This is a genomic window from Pseudomonas sp. IT-P176 (assembly GCF_949767245.1).
In the GTDB taxonomy this organism is placed as follows: Bacteria; Pseudomonadota; Gammaproteobacteria; order Pseudomonadales; family Pseudomonadaceae; genus Aquipseudomonas.
Window position 1 is genome coordinate 185,960 of the sequence record NZ_CATKPN010000035.1, and the last position, 24,068, is coordinate 210,027.

The window sequence follows — 24,068 nt, forward strand, 5'->3', positions numbered from 1 at the left end:
GAAACTCCAAGTGATAACAAAGATCCTGATCGCCAACCGTGGTGAAATTGCCGTACGAATCGTACGTGCCTGCGCCGAGATGGGCATTCGCTCGGTTGCCATTTATTCCGACGCCGACCGTCATGCCTTGCATGTGAAGCGCGCCGATGAGGCCCACAGCATCGGTGCCGAGCCATTGGCCGGTTACCTGAACCCGCGCAAGCTGGTGAACCTGGCCGTGGAAACCGGTTGCGACGCGTTGCACCCAGGTTATGGGTTCCTCTCGGAAAACGCCGAACTGGCAGATATCTGCGCAGAACGAGGGATCAAGTTCATCGGCCCGTCGGCAGAAGTCATTCGCCGCATGGGCGACAAGACTGAAGCGCGCCGCAGCATGATCAAGGCGGGCGTACCAGTAACTCCAGGCACCGAAGGCAACGTCGCGGGCATCGAAGAAGCCCTCACCGAAGGCGACCGCATCGGCTACCCGGTGATGCTCAAGGCCACTTCCGGTGGTGGCGGCCGTGGTATTCGTCGCTGCAACAGCCGCGAAGAACTCGAACAGAACTTCCCTCGCGTCATTTCCGAGGCCACCAAGGCCTTCGGTTCGGCGGAAGTGTTCCTGGAAAAATGCATCGTCAATCCCAAGCACATCGAAGCGCAGATCCTCGGCGACAGCTTTGGCAACGTGGTGCACCTGTTCGAGCGCGACTGCTCGATCCAGCGCCGTAACCAGAAGCTGATCGAAATCGCCCCCAGCCCACAACTGACCCCGGAACAGCGCGCCTACATCGGCGACCTGTCGGTGCGCGCAGCCAAGGCCGTGGGCTACGAGAACGCCGGCACCGTGGAGTTCCTGCTCGCCGAGGGCGAGGTGTACTTCATGGAAATGAACACCCGGGTGCAGGTGGAACACACCATCACCGAGGAAATCACCGGTATCGACATTGTCCGTGAGCAGATCCGCATTGCTTCCGGCCTGCCACTGTCGGTGAAACAGGAAGACATTCATCACCGTGGTTTCGCGTTGCAGTTCCGCATCAACGCCGAAGACCCGAAGAACAACTTCCTGCCCAGCTTCGGCAAGATCACTCGCTACTACGCCCCCGGCGGCCCTGGCGTGCGTACCGACACGGCGATCTACACCGGCTACACCATTCCACCGTTCTACGATTCGATGTGCCTGAAACTGGTGGTTTGGGCTTTGACCTGGGAAGAGGCCATGGACCGTGGCTTGCGCGCCCTCGACGACATGCGCCTGCAGGGGGTCAAGACCACCGCTGCGTACTATCAGGAAATCCTGCGCAACCCGGAATTCCGTAGCGGCCAGTTCAATACCAGCTTCGTTGAAAGCCACCCGGAACTGACCAACTACTCGATCAAGCGCAAACCCGAAGAGCTGGCCCTGGCCATCGCCGCCGCCATCGCCGCCCACGCAGGCCTGTGAGGAATATAACAATGTCCAAGATCCACGTTACCGACACCATCCTGCGCGACGCCCACCAGTCGCTGCTCGCCACCCGCATGCGCACCGAAGACATGCTGCCGATCTGCGACAAGCTCGACAAAGTCGGCTACTGGTCGCTGGAATGCTGGGGCGGCGCCACCTTCGATGCCTGCGTACGTTTCCTCAAGGAAGACCCGTGGGAGCGCCTGCGTAAACTGCGCGCCGCCTTGCCCAACACCCGCCTGCAGATGCTCCTGCGCGGCCAGAACCTGCTGGGCTATCGCCATTACAGCGACGACGTGGTCAAGGCCTTCGTCGCCAAGGCCGCGGTCAACGGCATCGACGTGTTCCGCATCTTCGACGCGATGAACGACGTGCGTAACCTGCGGGTGGCCATCGAAGCGGTGAAAGCTGCCGGCAAGCACGCCCAGGGTACTATCGCCTACACCACCAGCCCGGTGCATACCATCGAGGCGTTCGTGGCCCAGGCCAAGCAGATGGAAGCCATGGGTTGCGACTCGGTGGCAATCAAGGACATGGCCGGCCTGTTGACCCCGTACGCCACCGGCGAACTGGTCAAGGCACTCAAGGCCGAACAGTCGCTGCCCGTGTTCATTCACAGCCACGACACTGCCGGCCTGGCCGCGATGTGCCAACTCAAGGCCATCGAAAACGGTGCCGAACACATTGATACCGCCATCTCCAGCTTCGCCTGGGGCACCAGCCACCCGGGTACCGAGTCGATGGTTGCCGCCCTTAAAGGCAGCGAGTTCGACACCGGCCTGAACCTGGAACTGCTGCAAGAGATCGGCCTGTACTTCTACGCCGTGCGCAAGAAGTACCACCAGTTCGAAAGCGAGTTCACCGCGGTCGATACCCGCGTGCAAGTCAACCAGGTACCGGGCGGGATGATTTCCAACCTGGCCAACCAGTTGAAAGAGCAGGGCGCCCTGAACCGCATGAGCGAAGTGCTGGCGGAAATCCCGCGGGTGCGCCATGACCTCGGCTACCCACCGCTGGTGACCCCGACTTCGCAGATCGTTGGCACCCAGGCGTTCTTCAACGTGCTGGCCGGCGAGCGCTACAAGACCATCACCAACGAGGTGAAGCTGTACCTGCAAGGCGGTTACGGCAAGGCGCCGGGTGCCGTCGACGAGAACCTGCGTCGCCAGGCAATCGGCAGCGAGGAAGTGATCGACGTTCGTCCGGCCGACCTGTTGAAGCCGGAAATGACCAAGCTGCGTGGCGAAATCGGCGCGCTGGCCAAGTCCGAAGAAGACGTGCTGACCTACGCCATGTTCCCGGACATCGGGCGCAAGTTCCTCGAAGAGCGCGAAGCCGGCACCTTGACTCCGGAAGTGTTGCTGCCGATTCCTGAAGCTGGCGGCGTGACCTCGGCGGGTGGCGAAGGCGTGCCGACCGAATTCGTCATCGATGTGCACGGCGAAACCTACCGCGTCGATATCACCGGGGTGGGCGTCAAGGCCGAAGGCAAGCGTCACTTCTACCTGTCCATCGACGGCATGCCGGAAGAAGTGGTGTTCGAACCGCTCAACGAATTTGTCGGCGGTGGCAGCAGCAAGCGCAAGCAAGCCACGGCCCCGGGCCACGTCAGCACCACCATGCCGGGCAACATCGTCGATGTGCTAGTCAAGGAAGGCGACACTGTGAAAGCCGGCCAGGCCGTGCTGATCACCGAAGCGATGAAGATGGAAACCGAAGTGCAATCGGCCATCGCCGGCAAGGTCACCGCCATTCACGTGGCCAAGGGCGACCGGGTCAACCCGGGCGAAATCCTGATCGAGATCGAAGGCTGATTTAACGCCTTCATCTGCAACGTTTTACCTCGGGGGAGCACATGCTCCCCTTTTTTTGCCTGCTCTACGGCCGACTGCAGGGGTCGGAAAGCCTGGAGGATGGGCTCGCTGGCGCCGAGCAAGAAAGCCTAGCCGCGCTTGGCGTAGGCCTTGCCGTAATGCTTTTCCATGCGCGCCTGAATCAGCTCCAGGCCGATCGACATCAGCCAGTAGATGATCGCCGCGGTGGTGAGCATTTCGATGTAGCGGTAGCTGGAGCGGCCGTAGGACTGTGCCAGGAACATCACTTCCCAGACCCCCATCACCGAAATCAGCGACGAATCCTTGAGCATCGAGATGAACTGGTTAGTGGTGGGCGGGATGATGGTGCGCATGGCTTGTGGCAGGGTCACGCGCCAGAAGATGACGCTCTCGCGCATGCCCAGGGCGAGCGAGGCTTCACGTTGGCCGTAGGGGACTCCCAGGATGCCGGCGCGGAAGATCTCGCTCAGGTACGCGCCGTAGTTCAGCGACAGGGCAATGATGCCGGCGGCGATGGCGCCCGGGACGATGCCCAGTTGCGGCAGGCCGAGGTAGATCAGCAGGATCTGGATCAGCAGCGGTGTGCCGCGAAAGAACGACGCGTAAAAGCTGGCGATGCCGAAGGCCACGGCGCTGTTCGACAGGCGCCCGAGCGCGGTGACGAAGCCCAGCAACGATGAAGCAACAATCGAGCACAGGCACAGGAACAGGGTCAGCGCGGCCCCTTGCAGGAAACCATTGGGGGCCAGGTGCAGGCCTACCAGGTTCGGTAGCTTGTCGAGGATGATCGAGAACTTCAGGTCGAAGCTCAGGAAGAAGCTGGCGAACAACCCGAACATCGCCGCCCAGGTCAGGTACAGGCGGGTGCGAAAACCGCAGAGGCGCTTGAGCAACGACTCAGCCACCGGTTGCGGTGGCTGGGGAGGAGGGAAGGAAGTCATTGGCTGATGTCGGCGCCGATCCATTTCTGCGACAGCTGGCTCAAGGTGCCGTCCTGTTTCAGTTGGGCGAACACCTCACGCACCTTGGCGTCCCACTGGGCATCGCCTTTCTCGATGGCCACCGAGTTGGGCTCTGAATACAGCGGCTCGCCGGCGAGCTTGAAGCGTTGGTCCTGGGTCAGGCGCGGCTGGGCGGTGACCAGGTTGGTGAGGATTGCATCCAGGCGCACACCGGCCCCCAGGCCGAGGTCCTGGAAGGCCACGTTGTCGGTGTCGTAGGGGGCGATCTGCACGTTCTCGAACGGGTACTGCAACTGGGTGTCTTCGGCGCCTTCGATCACCAGGTTCTTGTTCAGGTAGCTTTCGTAGCTGGAGGCGCTGGTGAGGCCGACCTTCTTGTCGCTCAGATCCTTGGCCCCGTGAATGCGCTCATCCTTGGCGTTGACCACGATCACCGCTGGCGAGGCGTAGTACTGCACCGGGAAGTCGAACACTTCGGCGCGGGCCTTGCTCGGGGTCATGGAGCAGATGCAGATGTCGTATCGACCGCTCCAGCGCCCGGCGGCGATCACGTCCCAGGACGGAGTTTCCAGGCGCAGCTTGACCCCAAGCTTGTCGGCAACGGCCTTGGCCACATCCACGTCGAAACCATCGAGCTGGTTCTGTTCGTTGAGGAACGAGAAGGGCGGGTAGCTCTCCATCAGCACCCCTACCAACTCCTTCTTCTGCTCGACCCGGTCCAGGGTTGCGCCGCCAAACGCTTGGGTGGAGGCAGCCAGAATCGTTAGGCCCAGGGCCAGCAGTGGTTGAAATTTCACGGTCGATCCCTGAACAAAAAAGAGGTTGTGATTAACTGAATGGTGCGTATTAAATAGTTATAAGGCTGACTCTGATAGTGAGTTATTTTCATAAGCATATGAGTGAAAAGCATATGGGCGTAGCAAGGACAGTGATTCTGGATGGCGGCATGGGCCGTGAGCTGCAACGCCGAGGAGCGCCATTCAGGCAGCCCGAGTGGTCGGCGCTGGCGCTGAGCGAAGCGCCGCAGGCGGTCGAGGCGGTGCATGCGGCTTATATCGAAAGCGGTGCCAATGTGATCACCAGCAACAGTTACGCAGTGGTGCCGTTTCATATCGGCGAAGCGCGTTTTGCGGTTGAAGGTGAAGCGCTTGCCGCCTTGGCCGGTGAGTTGGCGCGCCGGGCAGTGGACGCTTCGGGTAAACCAGTGCGTGTCGCGGGCTCCTTGCCGCCGCTGTTCGGTTCCTATCGTCCGGACCTGTTCGATGCTGCGCGAGTCAGCGAATTGCTCACGCCTTTGGTCAAGGGCCTGGCGCCCCATGTCGACCTGTGGCTGGCTGAAACCCAGAGCTCGATCGCCGAAGCGCGGGCGATTCACGCCGGGTTGCCCAAGGATGGCAAACCGTTCTGGCTGTCCTTTACCCTCAAGGACGAAGACACCGATGACGTGCCGCGCCTGCGCTCCGGCGAGCCCGTCGCCGAGGCTGCTGCGGTGGCGGCCGAGTTGGGGGTCCAGACCTTGCTGTTCAACTGCAGCCAACCGGAAGTGATCGGGGCGGCAATCGACGCTGCACGGCAAACCTTCGCCCGGTTGGCTGTGGACATTGATATCGGGGCATATGCCAACGCTTTTCCGCCGCAACCCAAAGAGGCCACGGCCAACGATGGCCTGGACCCGCTGCGCGATGACCTGGATCCGCCGGGCTATCTGCACTGGGCGGCCGACTGGCAGCAGCGTGGCGCCAGTCACCTGGGCGGCTGCTGCGGCATCGGCCCGGAGCACATCGCGGTGCTGGCGCAGAAACTGGTTTAAGCAGTTAGGGCAAAAGATCGCAGCCTGCGATCTTTTGCCCTCAAAGCACTTAGGCGCGGCACTCCACCAGGGTCTTCACCTGCCCCGAGTCCGTCTGGTTGTCATCGGCCAACCACTTCTGGAACCCTGCGCCAATCGTCGGCCATTCCGAGTCCAGGATCGAATACCACGCGGTGTCACGGTTCTGGCCCTTGACCACCATGTGCTGGCGAAACACCCCTTCAAAGCTGAAGCCCAGGCGTTCGGCGGCGTACTTGGAGCGGGCGTTGGCGTTGTTGCACTTCCACTCCAGGCGACGGTAGCCCAGGGCAAATGCCTCCTTGGCCAGCAGGTACACGGCCTCGGTGCTTTTCGGTGAGCGTTGCATCGGTGCGCCAAAAGTGACGTGGCCGATTTCGACGCGGCCCTGGGCCGGGACGATCGACATCAGGCTGAGCATTCCCTGTACGTCGCCGCTGGCGCGATCGATGACGGTGAAAAAATACGGGTCGCTGTGGGCGGCGTGGTTGTTCAGCCAGGCATCGAAGACGCTGCGCTCCGGGAACGGGCCGTAAGGCAGGTAGTCCCAGAGTTTCGGGTCGGCGCCGGGGCCTTGCAGGGCCTTGAACAGACCCTCGCCATGGCGCGCCGGGTCAAGTTTCTCCAGGCAGATGAAGCGCCCTTCGAGCCGTTGCGCAGAGGGCGGCGGGGCGCCTTGCCAGTCTGCAAGTGAAGTCGACATGTTGTTCTCCTTGAACCTTAAAGGGCTTTACGAAACTGGATGAAGCCAGGGCGTTCGGCGATGCGCTCGTAGAGTTGGATCGCGGTGGCATTGGTTTCGTGGGTCAGCCAGTGCACCTTGCAGCAGCCCTCGGCCTTGGCGGTACTGTAGACGAATTCGATCAGTTGACGGCCGACTCCAGTGCCGCGGGTTTGCGCTGCCACAAACAGGTCTTGCAGGTAACAGGAGCTTTCGATGCTCCAGTTCGAGCGGTGGTAGATGAAATTCACCATGCCTATCGCCTTGCCGTCAGCCCAGGCCAGCGCTGCATGGGTCGGCTCGCTCGGGTCGAGCATGCGCTGCCAGGTGCTGTGGCTGACGGTGTCCGGCAGCTCGGTGTTGTAGAAGCCCAGGTAGGCCTGCCACAACGGCAGCCAGGCGGCGTGGTCGTCGGCGCTGACGCGGCGAATTTCGATCTGACTCATGTTCATTCCTTTGGCATCAAGTGGGCGAGTGCCTGGTCATGCGGGTCGGGGCTGGCAGCCAGCCCTTCACGTACGCCGGCGATATCTGTGGTACTGCGGTTCTGGCTGAGCTTGCGCTTGCCTTCCAGGCGCTGGATGGGCAGGGCGAAGCCGACGATGGCCTTGAGCATGCCGTCGATGTAATCGGTGGGCGCGTCGGCGAGTTTCCACGGCTGGGCACGGGCGCTTTCATGGCGCTCGGTCAGGGCGCCCACCAGGTGGCGCAGGCGCTCGGTATCGGTGAACACCTCGGCCGTTCCGTAGGCGTGCACGGCAATGTAGTTCCAGGTCGGCACGACCTTGCCGTGCTCGGCTTTGCTGGGATAAAACCCGGGGCTCACGTAAGCGTCGGCGCCAGCAAAGATCACCAACGCTTCGGCGCCGCCCTGGAGCTCCTGCCACTGCCGATTGGCCCGGGCAAAGTGGCCGTAGAGGGTGCCATGGGGACCTTCGTCGACCTGCAGCAGCAACGGTAAATGGCTGGCTTGCAGGCCCTGCTCGCCATGGGTGACCAGCAGTGCGAGGCGGCTGCCGAGCATTTGTTGCTGCAGTTCGGGCAAATCTTCGAGGGCAAAGGCACTGGGCGTGTACATGGAAAAATTCCTTGGCGAATGCCAGCATCCTAGGCAGGCTATTGGTCTGTTGTAAGAGCCATTAACGGCTAATTTCATAGGTCCATTACCCATGACAAGCGTGCCGCCTTCCTTGTCGTTCAACCCCGCAGGCATCGAGTTGGATCGACGCCAGGGCTTGAGCCGCCAGCTCTACCAGGCCTTGCGCATGCGCGTACTCGACGGTCGCCTGGCCAGCGGTACACGTTTGCCGGCGAGTCGCGACCTGGCGGCAGCGTTGGCGATTTCGCGCAACAGCGTGGTGCGCGCCTACGACCAGTTGTACGCCGAAGGTTTCATCGAGGGGCGGGTCGGCGATGGCACTTACGTCGCACAATTGCCGCAAAACGGGTTGCCGGCAAAAAAACTATCCACAAATCCATCCACAGGGTTATCAACAGGCTTACCCACAGGTTTATCCACAAAACAGGCAGAAACACCTGGAATTTTATCCAGTAAAGTTATCCACAATGCTGCCTTGGAACGGATGCAAAAGCATCATTTGCCCCCGCCACCGAGTGGCCCGCCGAGGGCTTTTCGGGTCGGCGTGCCAGCGTTCGACCTGTTCCCGTTCGAGGTATGGGCCAAGCTGAATGCGGCTTTCTGGCGCAAGCCGGACTTGCAGCAACTGTGTTACGGCGCCCCCGAGGGTGACGCGCGCTTGCGCGGCTTGATCGCCGCCTATCTGCGCAGTTCGCGAGGTATGCAGTGCAGCGCTGAGCAAATTGTGATCACCAGTGGCGCGCAACAGGGGATTAGCCTTTGTGCACAGTTGCTGGTGGAGCCGGGCGATGGGGTCGCGGTCGAGAATCCGGGTTACCGCGCCGCTGGTCATGCGTTCGCGGTGGCAGGTGCGCGTTTGCATGGGGTGGCGGTAGATAGCGAGGGCATCGACTGCGCCGAGCTGGCCAGGGTTACCGATTGCCGTCTGGCCTACGTCACCCCATCACACCAGTACCCCACCGGTGTGGTGATGAGCCTCGCGCGGCGCCTGGAACTGCTGGCCTGGGCTGAGCGTACGCAAGGCTGGATTGTCGAGGATGATTACGATGGCGAGTACCGGTATAGCGGAGCACCGCTGGCGCCATTGGCAGCACTCGATCGCGGTGGCCGGGTGTTGTACGTCGGGACTTTCGGCAAAGTGGCATTCCCGGCACTGCGCCTGGGATACCTGGTATTGCCATTGGGGCTGGTTGAAGCCTTTTCCCGGCGGCGTGCCGTGGACGTTCGCCATTCTGAGGTCAGTACCCAGGCAGTGATGGCCGAGTTCATGGCAGCCGGGCATTTCCAGCGGCATATCCGGCGCATGCGCCGTGCGGCGCTGAGCCGGCGCAATACTCTGCTTAGCGGTTGGCCGGCGGATATCCCGGGCGTGGGCGAGTTACCTGCGATTGCCGCCGGACTGCACATGACCGTGCCTGTCGAGAGCGTGGCGCGTGAGCGTGAACTGATCGAGTTGGCGAGCAGCGTCGACGTCGAGATCAACGGCTTGAGCAGTTATTGGCTACCGACCTGCGTAACCCCGATAGATCAACGTGCGGGGTTGGTGCTGGGGTTTGCGGCAGTACCGGAGACCTCGATCAAGGCGGCGCTGGAACGATTGCGGCCGGTTTGGCGTGTTCGCTGAAGCGGGCGGATTACCCGCCCGCCCGCGGTCGTGCATCAGGGTTGGTCTTGCAGACTGAAGAACAGCGACGGATCACTGATGCGCCGCAGTACGTAGTCGATCGGCGCCAGGGTCGTGAGTACTTTGCGACGTTCGGCAGTGAACTGCTTCAACTTCTCGTCGGCGATCTTCAGGTGCGCCGCGGTGTACTGCGCCAAAGGAGCGTCAGGCGAGTTGTAGTGAAAATGCACAAGCCATAACGGCTGGTCGTTGTCAGTAATGTCGAGCACCTGGTACTCCTGAAAGTAGTCCTGGCGTTTTTTGGTCCTGATTCGGCCTTGTTGGTTGCGCACGACCCTTACCTGGTTGTTGTCCAGCAGCCACTGCAAATAGGCCTGCCGGGGCGGGCGCTCCTTGAGCAGGCTGGCGCGGATACTGATGCCTTGTGTGCGTAAACGAGCGGCGTACTCATTGAGATCTGAGCTCAGGTTAGCCACAGGAAGTCGGGTTCTTCCTGCCTTGTTGATGCGCGCCAGGGCAAGGTCGACATTGATCGCGGCTTGTTCCAGTCGCTGGGCCTGGATATCGAACAGATCCTGCATGTCTGCGGGAATACGGTTAGGTCTGAAGGCATCCTTGCGGGTTCGATCAATAAAACCCTGTACTTCTTCAGTCAAGGTCAGGGCATTGGCAATGATGTCGATATCGTCCAGTTCTGACATCGGTGCAGGACTTTTGCTGGTGGGAACCATTTCCTCGAGCAGTGGCTCGCCGGATGGCGAGGGTCTGGCGGGCACGGGATCCCGTGGTCGGCTCTTGGTGACTTTGCCAGCAGGCCGGGACGGGCCCGCAACTGCGGGTGCCGGTGCGGCCGGCACGGCGCTCGTCCCGCTCACGGGCAGCAGCGCATTGAGTTGTTCCTGCGCCAGTTGCCTGAACTCGCCGATCAATGTGCTGACCCGTTCAAGCCCAGTCGGCTCGACCTTGTCGGGGTATTCTTCGGGGAAGTCTTTAAGACGCTGATCGGCATCGACGTAAATATCGATCAGCCTGCTCAGGGTGTCGATGCGCTGCGCGCTGGTCGCACCGCTATCCGGCGTTCTGATCAAGGCCGTATGCCGGTGGGTGGCGGTTGCGGCCTCGATAATCACCAAGCCCACCGCTTCACGAGCCGGTTCAGCGTTCTGGGTGGCAGTGTTGCGCATGCACAACTCATGCGACATGCCGACTTCGTTGGACTTTAAATCCCACGCGGTGAACACCGGCATCAGTTTTCGCAGGCTTTGTGCAGTGGTCATGCCGGCGCTGCTTACCGCGGCGATTTTCTCCAGCGCCACTTGGGAAATGTGCAGACGGGCGATTATTTCCTGACTCAATGCCAACGCTTGCCTGACACTCTCAACGTGTAGCTGCAATGAGGCGTCTGAGTCGATGGCAGTGTCCTGAGCCAACATGTGGGTGAGTGTTGCATAGGCGTTGCGCTTGAGTACGAGCCATAGGGCGAGGTTCTTTTGCAGCTCGATGGTCATGTGCTGTAAATCTTGGAAATAGCCTTCACTTCCGCCGTTGATGCGCCATTGCTCGAGGTTTTTCAGAGCCTGATCGTAGTCACCAATCAGTTTTTCCAAGTGACTGAGGTAGCGCGCTGTCGCCTGTTCGTGCGCTTGCCCGGTGGCGTCCATCATCTCTGCCTGGGCCTTTATCAAAATGGCATTGTTCGACGCTTCCAGGCGTTTGAAATTCTCCAGCTCGACACCCAGTTGTTTTTTCTGTTGTTCCTTGGCCTTGCGTTGTGCCTTGAGCTGGCTGCGCAGGCTGGTACCACCAGCACCTGCGCGCAACCGCAAACGTGTGTCGACGAACCACTGGCCTTGTTGGGTATGGCTCAACAGAGGTCCGGTTTTCGAGGGTGTTTGTGGATCAACGATTTGTATCTGCTCGTCGTCATTTTCGATAACGCGGTACCAGCGCTCGCCGACCTTTGCATAGGTCTTTGCATCCAGGCGATACAGGCGCGCGGTATCGCGCAGAAGGGTTTCCACGGTTGGGGCGGTGAGATCGGGAGGCGGTACGCTCAAGGCGCTCAGAAAAACCACCAGAGCCGAGGGCGAGCGATGGGGCACTGAGCCGCTGGCTTCAAGTGAGGAGTAATGGCTGGACGCAAGTTCACCGGTGATGGGAGTGGGAACCAAGGTCACAGTGGGGGCCGCCGGTTTGACCGTCGGCGTGACGTTGGTCTCGGGTAACCTGTCGTGGTCAACCTGCGGTGCCGATGCCGTTCGGGGGTCGGTCTTGCGACGTGTGGCGGCGTGATGTGCCAGGATCATGCCCAGGTTCAGCAGCATATCGGCAACCGCGCTCCATTGCGCATAGGCATCACCACGCTGATGGGCGTCCAGCACCTGCTCGATTTCACTGATGCTTTGCCAGATCCAGACCGCAGCCCCCGCCGGGCCGCTGAGAAAATTCGCGGCAACATTGAACAACGCCCAGCCGCTGTCACGCAGCAAGGCCCATCGTCGTTGTGCATTGGATAACGACTGGCGGTCGGAGAGTTCGGCCATGGCCAGGGCATGGGTCTTGAACAGGACCTTGAAGATGTCGCCGCTCAATTCCACTGACCCGAGTTCGACCGGCCCGGTCCAGTCCACGGTTGTCCAGGGCTCGGAGAGCAACTGCGCCGCCAGCCATGGACTGGGCAGGCCGACGGGGAATGTGTACTGGGCGTATTTGAAAGCGATATCCGAGTCTGGCAGCCACGCCAGCACCGAATCCCTCAACTCTCCCGGTTGATGCAGGGCATACAGCAGGTTCTGCGCTGAAGGGAACTGCAGCAATGGCTGTTCGAACAACGGGCGGTAGAGCAGGCAAGGCCCGACTGCCGGCTCGCGCGGGGCGATGATGAACATGTTGGCGACGGTGTCGCCAGTGGTTTGCCCTGACTGGATGAACGTCAGTGGGCGAGTGACCACCGGCTGCGAGTGACCGAGGGTTGGCTTGAGCCATTCGCGCACGTAAAGGCAACCCAGTTGATCAATGCCACCGATACCACGGATCTTGCTCTCCAGCGCTATCAGCGGCAGCAGGGCACGCATCTGGTCGATGTAAAAATGCTGCTGCAAGGGCGCCTGCAGCGGATCGTCGATCAGTTTGTCCTTGATCAGTTGGGGGTATGCCTCACCGACGTCGACCTTGCTCGCCATTTTCGTCAGGTACGCAACGTTCAGCCAGTCAGGGAGCCGTTGTGTCGGCTTGAACCGCAGGGTGGCCTGATACGGTGCGCTGTTTTGCAAGGCGTACTCGCCGAGTGTTTCGGTGTGCACGTCGAGCGGATTGGGCAGTGTCAGTCCGCCGGATTCGAAACTGTTGGTGACGGTGATCTCGAGGCTGTCCAGCGGCAACCCGGCGGCGGGTTTCTTATCGGCAATGATTGCGTCGCGCAGGCGGTTCTGGGCGTAGGTCGTGAGGGGCAGAATCCGCACCAGTTTTTTGTCAGTCTGTTTGTACAGTTTTCCCAGCGCATTGACGGATTGGCTGTACTGATCCAGATCGGCAGCCGAAGCACCAAACAGCCAATCGGGTATTGAGTTATCGAGGCCAATGAGTGCCGTTTTTTCCTGGGCGCTGGCGTGTTCCGCCAGAGCGATTGAATCGAATTTCTGCTGCGTTTCGGCCGTGAGGCTTTCGTGGCTGATTGCGGCGATGGCATCGAGCTGGGTGGTGATCAGCGCCCAAGCCATATGATCGAAAAAATTACCCTCGGGCTCGAACAGCTGCCACTTCAGGTTGCGCCCGGTCGGTTGCGTCTCCACGCGTTCCGGTAACGAAGCCCCCAACTGTTCCAGGGAGTCGAACGTTTCATAACCATTTTCAACGGTGTACATCATCAGCAGGTCACGTTGTTTATAACGGCCAGTGATCACGCAGGCACCGGCCAGTATCAAATGTCGGATATTGCCTTGGGCGTCGACCGAGTCAATATCGATCAGGCATACCCGGATAGTCGAAAGCGCGGAGTCGTGGGCTTGACGCTGCTTTTTGTCCGGATGGAGCGATATGGCCCGGGCCACCAGGCACTGCTCGTCATCCCAATCCTTGAGGTGTTGCACCTCGAGGGTCTTGCGCAAGGCATCGGACAGTTGCAGCCAGTGCGGCGCCCGTTGCCCGGCTTCGTTCCAATACGCAAGCTGGTGTTCGCCGAAGGCCACGAAGAGCAAGGGGGCGTAGTCGTTGAGCAACCTGGCAATGGCTTCGATGCCGAGGTCCAGGTGCACCACGGGCGAGGTTGGCGGATTTAATGTCAGGAAGTGCTCGCCTTCGAGATAGTTGGCAGTGGCCGAACTGAAAAATTGCCGGACCAGTGCCTGGGTCAGTGATTCGAACCGGGTAGGCATGGCCACGAGCGTACCGTCGACGGACTGCCATTGAGGCGTGCCGATCAGCGTTTGGTCGGGGTCGATATTCCGCTCCGGATACAGCTCTTCCAGCGCCCGGCGCAGCAGTCGGGCGGCAACCTCATCGACAGTGGGACCCCGGCTGGTCTGATGAACGACCTGGCTTTTTTCCAGCAGGGCGTGGGTATCGGTGTTCTCAGTATGTTCAGTCATCGTCATTTTCCTTTTTGACGTCCGCGGCTTACGAAAAGAACAGCGAGTGCGCCAGTTGCGGGCTGATTTCACTGCGATAGATGGCGATCATCTGGGCGCTGGTGGCCGCGTGTACGTCCAATGCTGCGGTCAGGAATCGCTGATCGCGCAGTTTCAGGTGGGCGGCGGTAAACGCTTTGAGCGGCGCGTCCTGGCTGGAGTAGTGGAAGTGTGCGTACCACAGCGTTTGCCCACCGCGGCGCTGGCGAATTTCATACTCCTGCAAGTAATCCCGGCGCGGGCCTTTGAGCCGGCGTCGATCACCACCCGAAACTATGTCGATTTCATTCTTGGCGAGTAGCCATTCGACACGGGCGGCTGTGGGCGGTTGTTGTTTGATCATCTCGACCCGTATCCGGTAGCCCTCGGCGTTCAGTCGATCGCGTGCCTGGTTGAGTTGCTCGATCTCTGGCACAGGCGCGTTGCTGGTATTGGCGCTGATCCGGGCCTGCTCCAGACTCCTGGCAGCTTCGTCGAGCAGGTCGGCTTTGTGCTGGAACAGTTCTTCGATTTCCACCGGGATACGTCCTGGTTTTTTCGCGCTCGCTTCGGTTTGTCGAATGAAGCTTTCCACGCCATCAAGCAGCGTCCGGCCTTGAGTGATCTGCGCCTGGAGATCGGCTAGTGGTACGGCCGGGCGAGGACGCCTGGGTTGTAACCGCTCAACCCAGACCCCGGGGGTTTTTTCGTGAAAGGTGGCAATCACGTCGCCGGTCATGGGCGCTTTTACGTCCAGCAATATCGGTTGTCCCGGCGCCGAGGGGCGGACCTCGCCAACGACCGTGCCCCGAAAGCGGGTCTTGATTACCCGTTTGCGCGACACTGGCGCCGGCCTTGAAGGGCCGGGCTGGGGCTCCAGTGGGAGTTGCTCGCGTAGCAACTGCGCCAGGTAACCCTCGGCGGTCTGCTGGAACCCGCTGATGCGCATCCGTAGATGTTTGAACGGTTGCTCCAGCACCGCGTCCTTGTGGTTGAGGGCGAAGTCTTCGAACGCCTGGTCGACGGCGGCAAACTGCTCCAGCGTCCCGTTGAGGCCCTCGATACGGTCGCCCGCAACCCAGGTAGCTCCTTCCAGCATCAATTCCTGCGAGGTCTGGATCACCAGGTTGGTGGTGTCGAGCAGGCGTTCGAATGAGTTTTGAACTTCGATCAGCGCAGCGCTGGTTGCCTCTTTCAGGCAGACCTCGCGGGCCAGCGAGACCTGAAGCGCCTTGAGGTCATTAAGGCTGAACGCGGGCAGTCTTGCCTGATAGGTGCTGGTGACCTCGGCAGCGCTTCGACCCAGTCGGCTCAACTCCTGGAAACGCGATTGAGCAAACTCGATTTTGCCGATCACCTCCTCGGTCAGGTCGATCATTCTCCGGTAGGTTGCGCGGTCGGCAGCCCCCCCTGTGGTTTCTTCGGCCTCAAGCAACCCCAGGGTTTGCGTCAGGGTCTGAGCGAAGGTGGGATTGCGCTCATCAAGCCATGTCTGGTTAAAAAACAGCTGGGTATCGAGCATCTCGACCATGGCAGTTCGGTAATTGGGGGCCGAGTCGAGCAGGTTCAGCGATTTCAGCTGTTCGATAGGGGTGGCGTACTCCAGGGTGCGGCTCTCGAGCTTCTCGAGAAACTGCGTTTGGGCTGCAAGCAGGGCGTCACCACTGAGCGATTTCATCGCTTTGCGCGCATCCGTCAGCTCGGCACGTGCCAGTTCGCGTTCGTTATCAAATTCACCGAGTTGTTTTTTGAGCTCGCTGACGCGCGCTCGGTTTTGCTGTTTCAGTGCCTTGCGCCGACTCGACAAACCGCCGCCACGCAGGCGCAAGCGGGTGTCGATGAACCACTCGCCACGCGCATTGCGGATCAACGCAGGACCGCTGCGCACCGGGTTCTGTCGACTGTCGATAAGCGATACCTCACCCACGTCGTCCACGGCCACCTCGAACCAGCGTTCACTCACGGATACGTAGTACCTGTTCTCGTGATGGTAGAGGCCGCGCAGAACAGCGTTTTCACCGGTGGTCAGGGTGATTTTCTCGGGGCGGGTGATTGCGAAGCGATCCAGGGTGCTGGCCAGATTCAGGGTGGCGTCGGTCGTAACCGATGTGCGGTGTTGTGCAGGATGTTCGCCGATCACATCAGGCTGTTGAACAATGGTCTTAGGGGTGACTGCGGGTTTTTCCGGGCTCTCGGTTACTTCGGTTATCGGCACCTTTTCCTCGACTCTGCGGGCCGTCGGTTTGCGTGTGCTGGCGTGGTGGGCGAGGACCATGGCCAGGGTCAGCAACAGGTCGGTCATGGCGGTTTTTTGTTGTGCGCGGTCGCCTGTATCAGCGGCGTCCAGGGTTTGTTCGACGTCATCCAATACTTGCCAGATCCAGGCGGCCGTCCCGACAGTGCGGCCAAGAAAGGGCAGTGCCGCGTTAAGAATCAACCAGGCTGCATGTTTGAAGGTGCCCCAGCGGTTTTGCGCATTGGATACCGATTGTCGCTGCGCCAATTCGACCAGCGCATTGACGTTGGCCTTGTACAGCGTGGCCAGGGAATCGCTGGCGAGGACCTCAGAACCCAGGGCAAGCGTGCCGCCCATCTGCAAGGGGGTCAGAGGATCGGCCAGGAGTTGTGAAAGGGTCCAGACCGAAGGCCGGTCACCGGTGAATACGTAGTTGCTGTAATTGGCGCGCGCCGCGTCCGGCAGCCAGGCGAGCACCGATTGGCGCAATGTCGGGGAACGCTTGATGGCATAAATCAGGTTGGCTGGCGTCGGGTGTTGGCTCAGGGGCCGATCGAGCATGGGGCGGTAAAGCAGGCATGGCCCCTTATCCATCTGCCGAGGGCCGATCACGAACATGTTGGTCACTTTGTCGGTCGAGTTGCCAATGCGCCAACCGGGTTTGAAAGCCAGTGGGCGAATGACGATCTCCTGACCATCGACCCAGCGATTGGCGTCTAGTACCTGGACCACGGCGGCGACGTAGCGGTAACCCAGTTCGTCGATACCAGCCTGCGCGCGAATCTTTTGCTGCAAGGCCAGCAGTGGCAGTTCGACGCGAAGGTGACTGGTGAACAGGTTCTGTCGCCGCAAGCTGTCCAGCGGATCGTCAAGCAACTTGCTTTTGATCAGTGCCGGGTAGGTCTTGCCGATGTCGACGCTGACGATCAGTGCCTCCAGGTAACTCACCGTCATCCAGGTGGGTAGTGCTGTGGCGCTGGTGCTACGCACGGATTTGTTGCCCAGCGGCAGGGCAATCAGGTTTTGCAGCGCCAGGTCGACCAGGCTCAGGATGGTGCGCTCAGGCTCCACCAGGGGCGTAAAGCTGCCCCAGACCACCACGCTGTCGACCACGATTTCGATATCAGCCAGGTTCAGTCGCTCGGCATCGGCATGCTCTTTGAGCATGGCCTCGCGCAACTGATCCAGGGCGTACTGACGAATCGGCTTGATCCCATCCTCAAAGGACTGCCCGAGGTTTTGTTCCTGAATGGTTGCCAGGTCCATCAGGTGACGGCTGTAAGCGGTGAGATCGCTGGAGGAAGCGTTGGCCATCCAGTCCGGCAGTGCTTGCTCGACTCGGTTGAATCGCGAAGGTGCCTGTTTGTCCGTCGGGTCGAGTTCGTTTTGCGTACGGCTGATGTGGGGCGCCAGGTCAGGGTTGTGGGTTGCGGTATCGTTCGCCAACTCGCCAATCGAGTCGGCTTGCAGGGCAATCAGGTTGCACGCCAGATGGTCGAAGTAATTGCCCTCGGGCTCAATCAGTCGCCACTGCAAGGTATTGTCCGCTGTCGACTCATCGGCGTATGCCTGCAAGGACTCGCCTAGCGCCTGCAAGGAATCATAGGTCTTGAAACCACTGGTGATGGAGTGACTGAGGATTAACGTGCGCGTGCCCACCGTCCCAATGAGTACAGCCATGTCGAGGATGTTGAGGTGGTTCGAGAGACCCTTGTTCAGGTAATCCAGGTCGACCAGGCATGCACGCGACCGATAGCGGTCGTGAAGCGTGCGAGCGCTTTTTTGCGGGTAGGTGAACAGGTTGCGGGCCATCGCACAGAGGTCATTGCTCCAGTTCGGGTTGGTATCGATGTTCCAGAGCTCGCGCAGGGATTTGGATAATTCTTGCCAACGCGGGGCCGAGGCGCGGGTGAACTGGTTCCAGTAATCGACCTGCTGTTCTTGAAACGCGACAAACAGCAACGGCACCAGCTCGTTTAGCAACTGCCCGATGGCGTCAATACTGACGGGCAACTGAGCCGGTGTCCGCTCCTGGGGTTGCAAGGTGAGGTAGTGCTCGCCATCGAGGTAGACCACCGGCGAACCGGCGACGCCATGGCGCACCAGGGCATCGGTCAGCGATTCGACATGTCGCGGCCCAGGAACGACGGCTTGGTTGTGCAAGGTCCAGGTCGGCGTTACCACCATCGCCAGCCGTGGGTCGATAGACAGTAGCGGGTACAGGGTTTTCAAGGCGGGTTGCAGGGCATGGGTGGCGACTTCCCTGATCGAGGGGCCGGCCACCAATTGGGTGAGCAGGGCATCTTGATCGGGTGGTAGGCCTGGTACAGCAGAGGGGCTGGAAGACTCAGTCATGGTCACGTCCTTGCGGGGGGCAGAAGGCACCGTGGGATGTTGGGTGCGCAATCCGTTGCAAAGTAGTGATGGGTAGGGAGGCATTGGCGGTAAAAAAATATTGTGGGCAAAAAAAACCTGCGCTAGCGCAGGTCTGGTAACGGTGGAGCGAGGCGGCTATCAGATGCCCGACTCTTCAAGCGCTTTCAAAACCTTCTAGAACGTTCACCGCGTTGATGCCGATTTCTTCGACCGCATAACCGCCCTCCATGACGAACAGGGTCGGTACGCCGAGCCTGGCGATGCGTTTGCCCATGGCCAGGTAGTCCGGGCTGTCGAGCTTGAATTGCGAGATCGGGTCGTCCTTGAAGGTGTCGACACCCAGGGATACGACGACGATGTCGGCGCCGTAGCTTTGGATCTCTTTACAGGCCTGTTCCAGCGCTGCGCTCCAGGTGTCCCAGCCGCTGCCGGCCGCTAATGGATAGTTGAAGTTGAAACCTTCGCCCGCACCTTCGCCCAGTTCATCTTCGTAGCCAAGAAAGAATGGAAACTCGGCTTCTGGATGGCCGTGGATCGAGGTGAACAGCACGTCGCTGCGCGGGTAGAAAATCGCTTGGGTGCCGTTGCCGTGGTGGTAGTCGACGTCAAGGATCGCGACCTTTTGGTGACCCTGGTCGAGGAATGCCTGGGCGGCGATGGCGGCGTTGTTGAGGTAGCAGTAACCGCCCATCAAGTCGCCAGCGGCGTGGTGTCCCGGTGGCCGGCACAAGGCGAAGGCACTATGAGCCCCGGCCTGGATCGCCGCCTGCGCGGTCAGGGCAACCTGTGCAGCGCTGTAGGCCGCTTGCCAGGTGCCGGCGGTGATCGGTGCGCCGCCGTCGAAGCTGTAGTAGCCGAGTTGGCCGTGCAGGCTGGTGGGCCTGATCGCGCGCAGGGTGCGGGCGGGCCAGGTGTAGGGCAGCAGATCGCCGTCGGTGTTGAACTCGGTCCAGCGCGCCCAGGCGCCTTTGAAGAAGTCCAGGTAGTCGCGGCTGTGGATGCGCGCGATCGGCTCAAGGCCGAAGTCCTTGGGCGTCTCGACCGGCCCCAGGTTCTGCTGTTGCACCCGTGCCAGCACATGGTCGGCGCGTGACGGCATCTCAAAGCATGGCTTGAGTTGCCCGTCGATCAGTTCGCAACGGCCGTGGTGCAGGTGGTGATCGTCCGAGTAGATGGTCAGCATGTTGTTGTTCTCCGCAGGGCTGATTCGGTTGAACACAGTCTTGCGGCACGCAGGGTTTCAGAGAACGGCAGGAAAGGCCAAAAGGGGATCGATACGGCCAAAAAAGATGACCGAAATTCGCCCCTTGATCCCTCAGGGCCTGAACTGGCTCGGCGCGACACCGCTCCAGCGCACGAACGCATGGCGAAAGCTGGCGGTTTCGCTGAAGCCCAATGCCTCGGCGATCCGGTAGATCGGTAGCTGGTCTTCGCAGAGCATTTGCTTGGCCTGCTCGAAGCGCAATTCGTCGAGCAATTCCTGATAACTGCAGCCCAGGTCCTTGAGGTGGCGGCGCAGGGTGCGCGCCGAGCAATTCATCTGCCCGGCCAGGCCTTCGAGCCCTGGCGCGGCGTTCAATTGCGAGCTGAGCAATTGCCGGATACGCCCCAGCCATGCCTGGCGCCCCGTGAATTCCAGGTTCTGCTTGCGGCAGCGTTCGGCCATGGCCTGGTGGGTGATGACATCGGCCAGCGGCAGCACTTGCTGCAACCAGTGCCTGTCGAAGGCAAACGCAGTGTCGCGTGCGCCAAAATGCAGAGGGCAGTTGAAGTGTTCGGCATAGCTCGCCTCATAGTCCGGTGCTGCATGCTCGAAGCGGACCCCGCGCAACGGCAGCGAATGGCCCAGCAGATCATCACAGATGACTTTCAGCGAGACCAGGCAGAACTCGGCATTGAACACCGCCATCGTCGGGCTTTCGCGGTAATCGGCCGCGACGAACCAGACGCGCTCGCCATCGTCCTCCAGGCTCAGCTCGAAGAGTGTTCCCAGAAGCGCCGGGTAGCGTATCGCCAGGCGCAATGCGTCACCTAAGGTGGCACTGGTGAGCAGGGCGTAACCGAGGATGCCGTAGCAGGAAACGTGCATTCGCCGGCCCAGTTCCAGGCCGATGTCACGCTTGAGCGCGACGGCATTGGCGCAGACCTGCATCTCCTGGTTGGTGGTGATGCGCGTGTCGGCCCGGTTCAGGTCCGCGGCACTGATACCGCTGCCGGCCAACAAGGCATCGCTGGAAAGTCCCTCGGCCTTGAAGGTGTTGAGCACCAGCGAGACGGCGTTGAGCGTGGTGAGGTGGGAGTGCAGCATGGGCAATTCCAGCGATGGGGTACTGGAATAGGCAGCAAGTTATGTGCCTGGCGATGAACGTAGTAGACGCGGTCTTGCCAGTGAAAGCGCGGTGTCAGGCAACAACGCTATCGCTGGCAGGACAGTTCTGGGGTGGGCGGTGTGTCAGCTGAGTTCGCCACACAGGTCGAATTCGACCAGCCGCCGGACTTCAGCGGTTTGTAGCCCGGCTCCCAGCAGCGCATGCAGCTTGCCGAATGCCGCCTCGCGGGTCATGCCACCACCCGAGAGTACGCCGGCGTCGCGCAAGCGGCTGCCGGCTTCGTACACATCCAGCTCGACACCCCCTTCATGGCACTGCGTGACCGCAACGACCACTACGCCTTTATCGCGCGCCCGTTCCAGGCTGGCAAGAAACCCTGGGTTATCGCTGGGCCCCGTGCCGCTGCCATAGCATTCGAGCACCAGGCCCTGGATGCCGCTGTTGAGCAAGCCATCGAGGATCTCGGCACCGATGCCGGGAAACAGTGGGAGTACCGCGACGTTAGCCAGTTGTCTGGGCTGTTTATAGCCAAGCGCCGTCGGTATGCCAGCAGCCTTTTCGCCGCCACCCTGGCGCTCCAGTCGCTTGAACGGGTGCCGGCCGAAGCTGCGCACTTTCGCGCAGCGGGTCGGGTCCAGTAGTTCGCCGTGGAAGTACAGGTGCACGCCCGGTGCCAGCCCCTGGCCGAGGGCGACCAGGGCACCGCTGAGGTTTTCCCAGGCATCGCTGTCGGTCACGCCGGCCGGCAGCATGGAACCGGTGAACACCACGCGGGCGTGCAGGCCCAGCAGTTGGAAACTCATGGCCGCTGCGCTGTAGGCCAGGGTGTCGGTACCGTGCAGGACCAGCACGCTGTCACAGCCGTCGATCTCGACCGCCTCGACTACGGCCTCGCGCAGGCGCTGCCAGTAGGCCGGGGTCATGTTGGCGCTGTCGATCAGCGGCGCCATTTCGCGAAACCGCCACTGCGCCAGCACCAGCTCGGGCTGGCTGTGCAGGTAGTCGCGCATCCGTGTTTCAAAGCCGGACGCCGGCGCCAGGCCATGGGCACTGGCTTGCATGCCAATGGTGCCACCGGTGTAGAGCACCATGACGTGTTGGGCGGCGGGATAGGTAGATGAGTTCATGGTCATTCTCCGAGAACGATGACGGCGTACGACCGAGCATGACCCCGGTCGTACCTTGTGTCACGTCGGGCGCAGGGGATGCGCCCGGTTTTTTACCGATCAGCGTTGCGCTGCGGTCACGCCTTGCAGTTGCTCCTGAGCCTGGGGCGCGGCGGGAGGGTTGGCTGGCCAGGCCTTGAGGTCCAGGTCCAGGTCGGGGAACTTGCTGGAGTCGAACACCGGGGTTTTGATGCCGGCGGCACGCTGGTCATCGTAGTCGCGCAGGATGCGCATACCGACCTTGAACAGCAGGAACAGCGCGATCAGGTTGACGAACGCGAGCATGGTCATGGTGATGTCGGCGAACGCGAACACCGTGCTGAGGTTCTCGATGGCACCCCAGAAGATCAGCACCAGCACCAGGGCGCGATAGCCGATCAGCGCCTTGCGGTTCTCGCCGATCAAGTAGCGCAGGTTGCTCTCGCCCAGGTAGTAGTTGTAGAGGATCGAGGTGAACACGAACAACGCCAGTGCCACGGAGATGAACATTCGGCCCCACTCGCCGACGACTGCGGCCAGGGAGTTCTGGGTCAGGGCGATGCCGTCACCTTCGAAGCCCGGGGTGTAGAAACCCGACAGCAGGATCAGCAACGCAGTGCAGGTGCAGATGATGAAGGTGTCGAGGAATACGCTGAACGCCTGGACCACGCCTTGCGCGACCGGGTGCTCGACCGACGCCACGGCGGCGACGTTGGGCGCACTGCCCAGGCCGGCTTCGTTGGCAAACACTCCGCGTTTCACCCCCATGATGATGGCGCTGCCCACCAGGCCACCGAAGGCCTGGTCCAGGCCGAAGGCGCTCTTGACGATGGTCATCAGCATGCCCGGCACCTGGTCGAACTGCAGCACGATCACGTAGATGGTCACCGCGATGTAGACTAGGGTCTTGACCGGCACCAGCAGGTCGGCGATGGCCGCGATGCGCTTGATCCCGCCGACGAACACCAGGCCCAGCAGCACCGCCAGGCCGAGGCCGGTGTAGGTGGTGTCGAGGCCGAAGGCGTTGTTCAGCGAGTGGGTCACGGCGTGGGCTTGCAGGCCGTTGAAGGCGAAGCCGAAGGTGATCAGCAGCAGGAACGCCATGATCATCCCCAGCCAGCGTTTCTGCAGGCCGTGCTGGATGTAATAGGACGGACCGCCACGGTACTGCCCTTCAGAGTCGCAGCGCTTGTAGAGTTGGCCGAGGGAGCATTCGAAGAAGCTGCTGGACATGCCGACCAGCGCGGTCACCCACATCCAGAACACCGCGCCTGGGCCGCCGAGGGTCACGGCAATGCCGACGCCAGCAATGTTGCCCGCACCGACACGGCCGGCGAGGCTGAGCATCAGGGCCTGGAATGAACTGAGCTGGCCAGCGCTGCTTTTGAGGCTGTCGCGGAACACCGCGAACATGTGGAAAAAGTGCCGCAATTGAACGAAACGCGAGCGGATCGTGAAGTAACCACCGAGCCCGACAATGAGCACGATCAGTACTTTCCCTGAGAGGAAGTCGTTAATGACTTCGAGCATGGAGTATTCCTCGCTGTTTTTTGTGTTGGCAAATGCTGACCAGGCAGACACATTCCGTTACACCCGTTTGTGCACAGCACTACAGGCCAAGCGGTATTTGTCCCGGCTTCATATCGCGGGTTTGTTATTAGTTCGGGTTTCGCACGGGTTGGATCTCGCTACCGACGACCGCTCCTGCGAAGAGGGGCGGCACTATACCTATCCATGGAGCACACGTCTGCAACAGCTGATTAAAGGATTCAGCTATAGCCCCCGTACCGAGGGTTTTGCAGGTAAAAAAAAGGGCTTGGAGAATGATCTCCAAGCCCTCAAAAGGTGAGAGGTGTCTAGTCCCTCGACCTGGTGAGCG

At 60.9% G+C, this 24,068-nt stretch carries 16 protein-coding genes; 5 read left to right on the plus strand and 11 right to left on the minus strand.

Annotation, left to right across the window (positions count from 1 at the left end; translation table 11 throughout):
- Window positions 1–10: 10 nt before the first annotated feature.
- Window positions 11–1,426 (plus strand): acetyl-CoA carboxylase biotin carboxylase subunit, encoded by a 1,416-nt coding sequence (locus ACM6IP_RS06900; RefSeq protein ID WP_095164982.1) that lies wholly within the window; start codon window positions 11–13, stop codon window positions 1,424–1,426.
- 11 nt (window positions 1,427–1,437) lie between these two features.
- Window positions 1,438–3,243 (plus strand): sodium-extruding oxaloacetate decarboxylase subunit alpha, encoded by a 1,806-nt coding sequence (oadA, locus tag ACM6IP_RS06905; protein ID WP_095164980.1) that lies wholly within the window; start codon window positions 1,438–1,440, stop codon window positions 3,241–3,243.
- Between the two features lie 128 nt (window positions 3,244–3,371).
- On the opposite strand, the gene ACM6IP_RS06910 is transcribed toward oadA, so the two are convergent.
- Both ACM6IP_RS06910 and ACM6IP_RS06915 read right to left on the minus strand, forming a co-directional pair.
- On the minus strand, window positions 3,372–4,205 hold the full coding sequence (locus tag ACM6IP_RS06910; RefSeq protein WP_095164978.1) for an amino acid ABC transporter permease: 834 nt from the start codon (window positions 4,203–4,205) through the stop codon (window positions 3,372–3,374).
- Window positions 4,202–5,023: an ABC transporter substrate-binding protein gene (locus tag ACM6IP_RS06915; protein WP_095164976.1), complete on the minus strand. Its 822-nt coding sequence runs from the start codon at window positions 5,021–5,023 to the stop codon at window positions 4,202–4,204. The genes ACM6IP_RS06910 and ACM6IP_RS06915 overlap by 4 nt, the downstream gene beginning before the upstream one ends.
- A 113-nt stretch (window positions 5,024–5,136) precedes the next feature.
- On the opposite strand from ACM6IP_RS06915, the gene ACM6IP_RS06920 reads away from it, so the two are divergent.
- On the plus strand, window positions 5,137–6,036 hold the full coding sequence (locus ACM6IP_RS06920) for a homocysteine S-methyltransferase family protein (protein ID WP_414861199.1): 900 nt from the start codon (window positions 5,137–5,139) through the stop codon (window positions 6,034–6,036).
- Between the two features lie 49 nt (window positions 6,037–6,085).
- Here ACM6IP_RS06920 and ACM6IP_RS06925 read toward each other — a convergent pair whose 3' ends face one another.
- Genes ACM6IP_RS06925 through ACM6IP_RS06935 form a run of 3 tightly spaced genes read right to left on the minus strand, consistent with a single transcriptional unit; the run spans window position 6,086 to window position 7,853 of the window.
- Window positions 6,086–6,757, minus strand: a complete 672-nt coding sequence (locus ACM6IP_RS06925; protein WP_320333294.1) for a GNAT family protein — start codon at window positions 6,755–6,757, stop codon at window positions 6,086–6,088.
- 17 nt (window positions 6,758–6,774) lie between these two features.
- Complete coding sequence (locus ACM6IP_RS06930) at window positions 6,775–7,221, minus strand: GNAT family N-acetyltransferase (RefSeq protein ID WP_159998623.1); 447 nt, start codon at window positions 7,219–7,221, stop codon at window positions 6,775–6,777.
- Between the two features lie 2 nt (window positions 7,222–7,223).
- Entirely contained in the window at window positions 7,224–7,853 is a 630-nt protein-coding gene (locus tag ACM6IP_RS06935; protein WP_320333293.1) for an FMN-binding negative transcriptional regulator, read from the minus strand.
- A 91-nt stretch (window positions 7,854–7,944) separates the two neighbouring features.
- Between ACM6IP_RS06935 and ACM6IP_RS06940 the strand changes: the two genes are divergently transcribed.
- Window positions 7,945–9,498 carry a PLP-dependent aminotransferase family protein gene (locus tag ACM6IP_RS06940; protein ID WP_414861200.1) on the plus strand — a complete coding sequence of 518 codons (1,554 nt, stop codon included), beginning with the start codon at window positions 7,945–7,947 and terminating at the stop codon, window positions 9,496–9,498.
- Between the two features lie 35 nt (window positions 9,499–9,533).
- Here ACM6IP_RS06940 and ACM6IP_RS06945 read toward each other — a convergent pair whose 3' ends face one another.
- The 6 genes from ACM6IP_RS06945 to ACM6IP_RS06970 all read right to left on the minus strand — a co-directional run bounded on the left by ACM6IP_RS06945 (window position 9,534) and on the right by ACM6IP_RS06970 (window position 23,719).
- Window positions 9,534–14,084: a hypothetical protein gene (locus tag ACM6IP_RS06945; protein ID WP_414861201.1), complete on the minus strand. Its 4,551-nt coding sequence runs from the start codon at window positions 14,082–14,084 to the stop codon at window positions 9,534–9,536.
- Window positions 14,085–14,112: 28 nt separating this feature from the next.
- A complete protein-coding gene (locus ACM6IP_RS06950; RefSeq protein WP_414861202.1) occupies window positions 14,113–18,693 on the minus strand; it encodes a hypothetical protein in 4,581 nt (1,526 codons plus the stop codon).
- 175 nt (window positions 18,694–18,868) lie between these two features.
- Complete coding sequence (locus tag ACM6IP_RS06955) at window positions 18,869–19,897, minus strand: histone deacetylase family protein (RefSeq protein WP_095164960.1); 1,029 nt, start codon at window positions 19,895–19,897, stop codon at window positions 18,869–18,871.
- 132 nt (window positions 19,898–20,029) lie between these two features.
- Window positions 20,030–21,022, minus strand: coding sequence for an AraC family transcriptional regulator (locus tag ACM6IP_RS06960; RefSeq protein ID WP_095164958.1), 993 nt, complete (start codon window positions 21,020–21,022; stop codon window positions 20,030–20,032).
- 144 nt (window positions 21,023–21,166) lie between these two features.
- Window positions 21,167–22,171 (minus strand): asparaginase, encoded by a 1,005-nt coding sequence (locus ACM6IP_RS06965; RefSeq protein ID WP_401127089.1) that lies wholly within the window; start codon window positions 22,169–22,171, stop codon window positions 21,167–21,169.
- A 99-nt stretch (window positions 22,172–22,270) separates the two neighbouring features.
- On the minus strand, window positions 22,271–23,719 hold the full coding sequence (locus ACM6IP_RS06970) for an alanine/glycine:cation symporter family protein (protein ID WP_401127087.1): 1,449 nt from the start codon (window positions 23,717–23,719) through the stop codon (window positions 22,271–22,273).
- Here ACM6IP_RS06970 and ACM6IP_RS06975 point away from each other — a divergent pair.
- A complete protein-coding gene (locus ACM6IP_RS06975) occupies window positions 23,706–24,038 on the plus strand; it encodes a hypothetical protein (protein WP_143501097.1) in 333 nt (110 codons plus the stop codon). The genes ACM6IP_RS06970 and ACM6IP_RS06975 overlap by 14 nt on opposite strands.
- The last annotated feature ends 30 nt before the right edge of the window (window positions 24,039–24,068 follow it).

Bases quoted from the DNA above. Each gene is read 5' to 3' on its own strand.
- oadA (WP_095164980.1), top strand. From the start codon at position 1,438: ATGTCCAAGATCCACGTTACCGACACCATCCTGCGCGACGCCCACCAG.
- ACM6IP_RS06910 (WP_095164978.1), bottom strand. From the start codon at position 4,205: ATGACTTCCTTCCCTCCTCCCCAGCCACCGCAACCGGTGGCTGAGTCG.
- ACM6IP_RS06920 (WP_414861199.1), top strand. From the start codon at position 5,137: ATGGGCGTAGCAAGGACAGTGATTCTGGATGGCGGCATGGGCCGTGAG.
- ACM6IP_RS06925 (WP_320333294.1), bottom strand. From the start codon at position 6,757: ATGTCGACTTCACTTGCAGACTGGCAAGGCGCCCCGCCGCCCTCTGCG.
- ACM6IP_RS06930 (WP_159998623.1), bottom strand. From the start codon at position 7,221: ATGAGTCAGATCGAAATTCGCCGCGTCAGCGCCGACGACCACGCCGCC.
- ACM6IP_RS06935 (WP_320333293.1), bottom strand. From the start codon at position 7,853: ATGTACACGCCCAGTGCCTTTGCCCTCGAAGATTTGCCCGAACTGCAG.
- ACM6IP_RS06940 (WP_414861200.1), top strand. From the start codon at position 7,945: ATGACAAGCGTGCCGCCTTCCTTGTCGTTCAACCCCGCAGGCATCGAG.
- ACM6IP_RS06945 (WP_414861201.1), bottom strand. From the start codon at position 14,084: ATGACTGAACATACTGAGAACACCGATACCCACGCCCTGCTGGAAAAA.
- ACM6IP_RS06950 (WP_414861202.1), bottom strand. From the start codon at position 18,693: ATGACTGAGTCTTCCAGCCCCTCTGCTGTACCAGGCCTACCACCCGAT.
- ACM6IP_RS06955 (WP_095164960.1), bottom strand. From the start codon at position 19,897: ATGCTGACCATCTACTCGGACGATCACCACCTGCACCACGGCCGTTGC.
- ACM6IP_RS06960 (WP_095164958.1), bottom strand. From the start codon at position 21,022: ATGCTGCACTCCCACCTCACCACGCTCAACGCCGTCTCGCTGGTGCTC.
- ACM6IP_RS06965 (WP_401127089.1), bottom strand. From the start codon at position 22,171: ATGAACTCATCTACCTATCCCGCCGCCCAACACGTCATGGTGCTCTAC.
- ACM6IP_RS06975 (WP_143501097.1), top strand. From the start codon at position 23,706: ATGACTTCGAGCATGGAGTATTCCTCGCTGTTTTTTGTGTTGGCAAAT.
- ACM6IP_RS06970 (WP_401127087.1), bottom strand. From the start codon at position 23,719: ATGCTCGAAGTCATTAACGACTTCCTCTCAGGGAAAGTACTGATCGTG.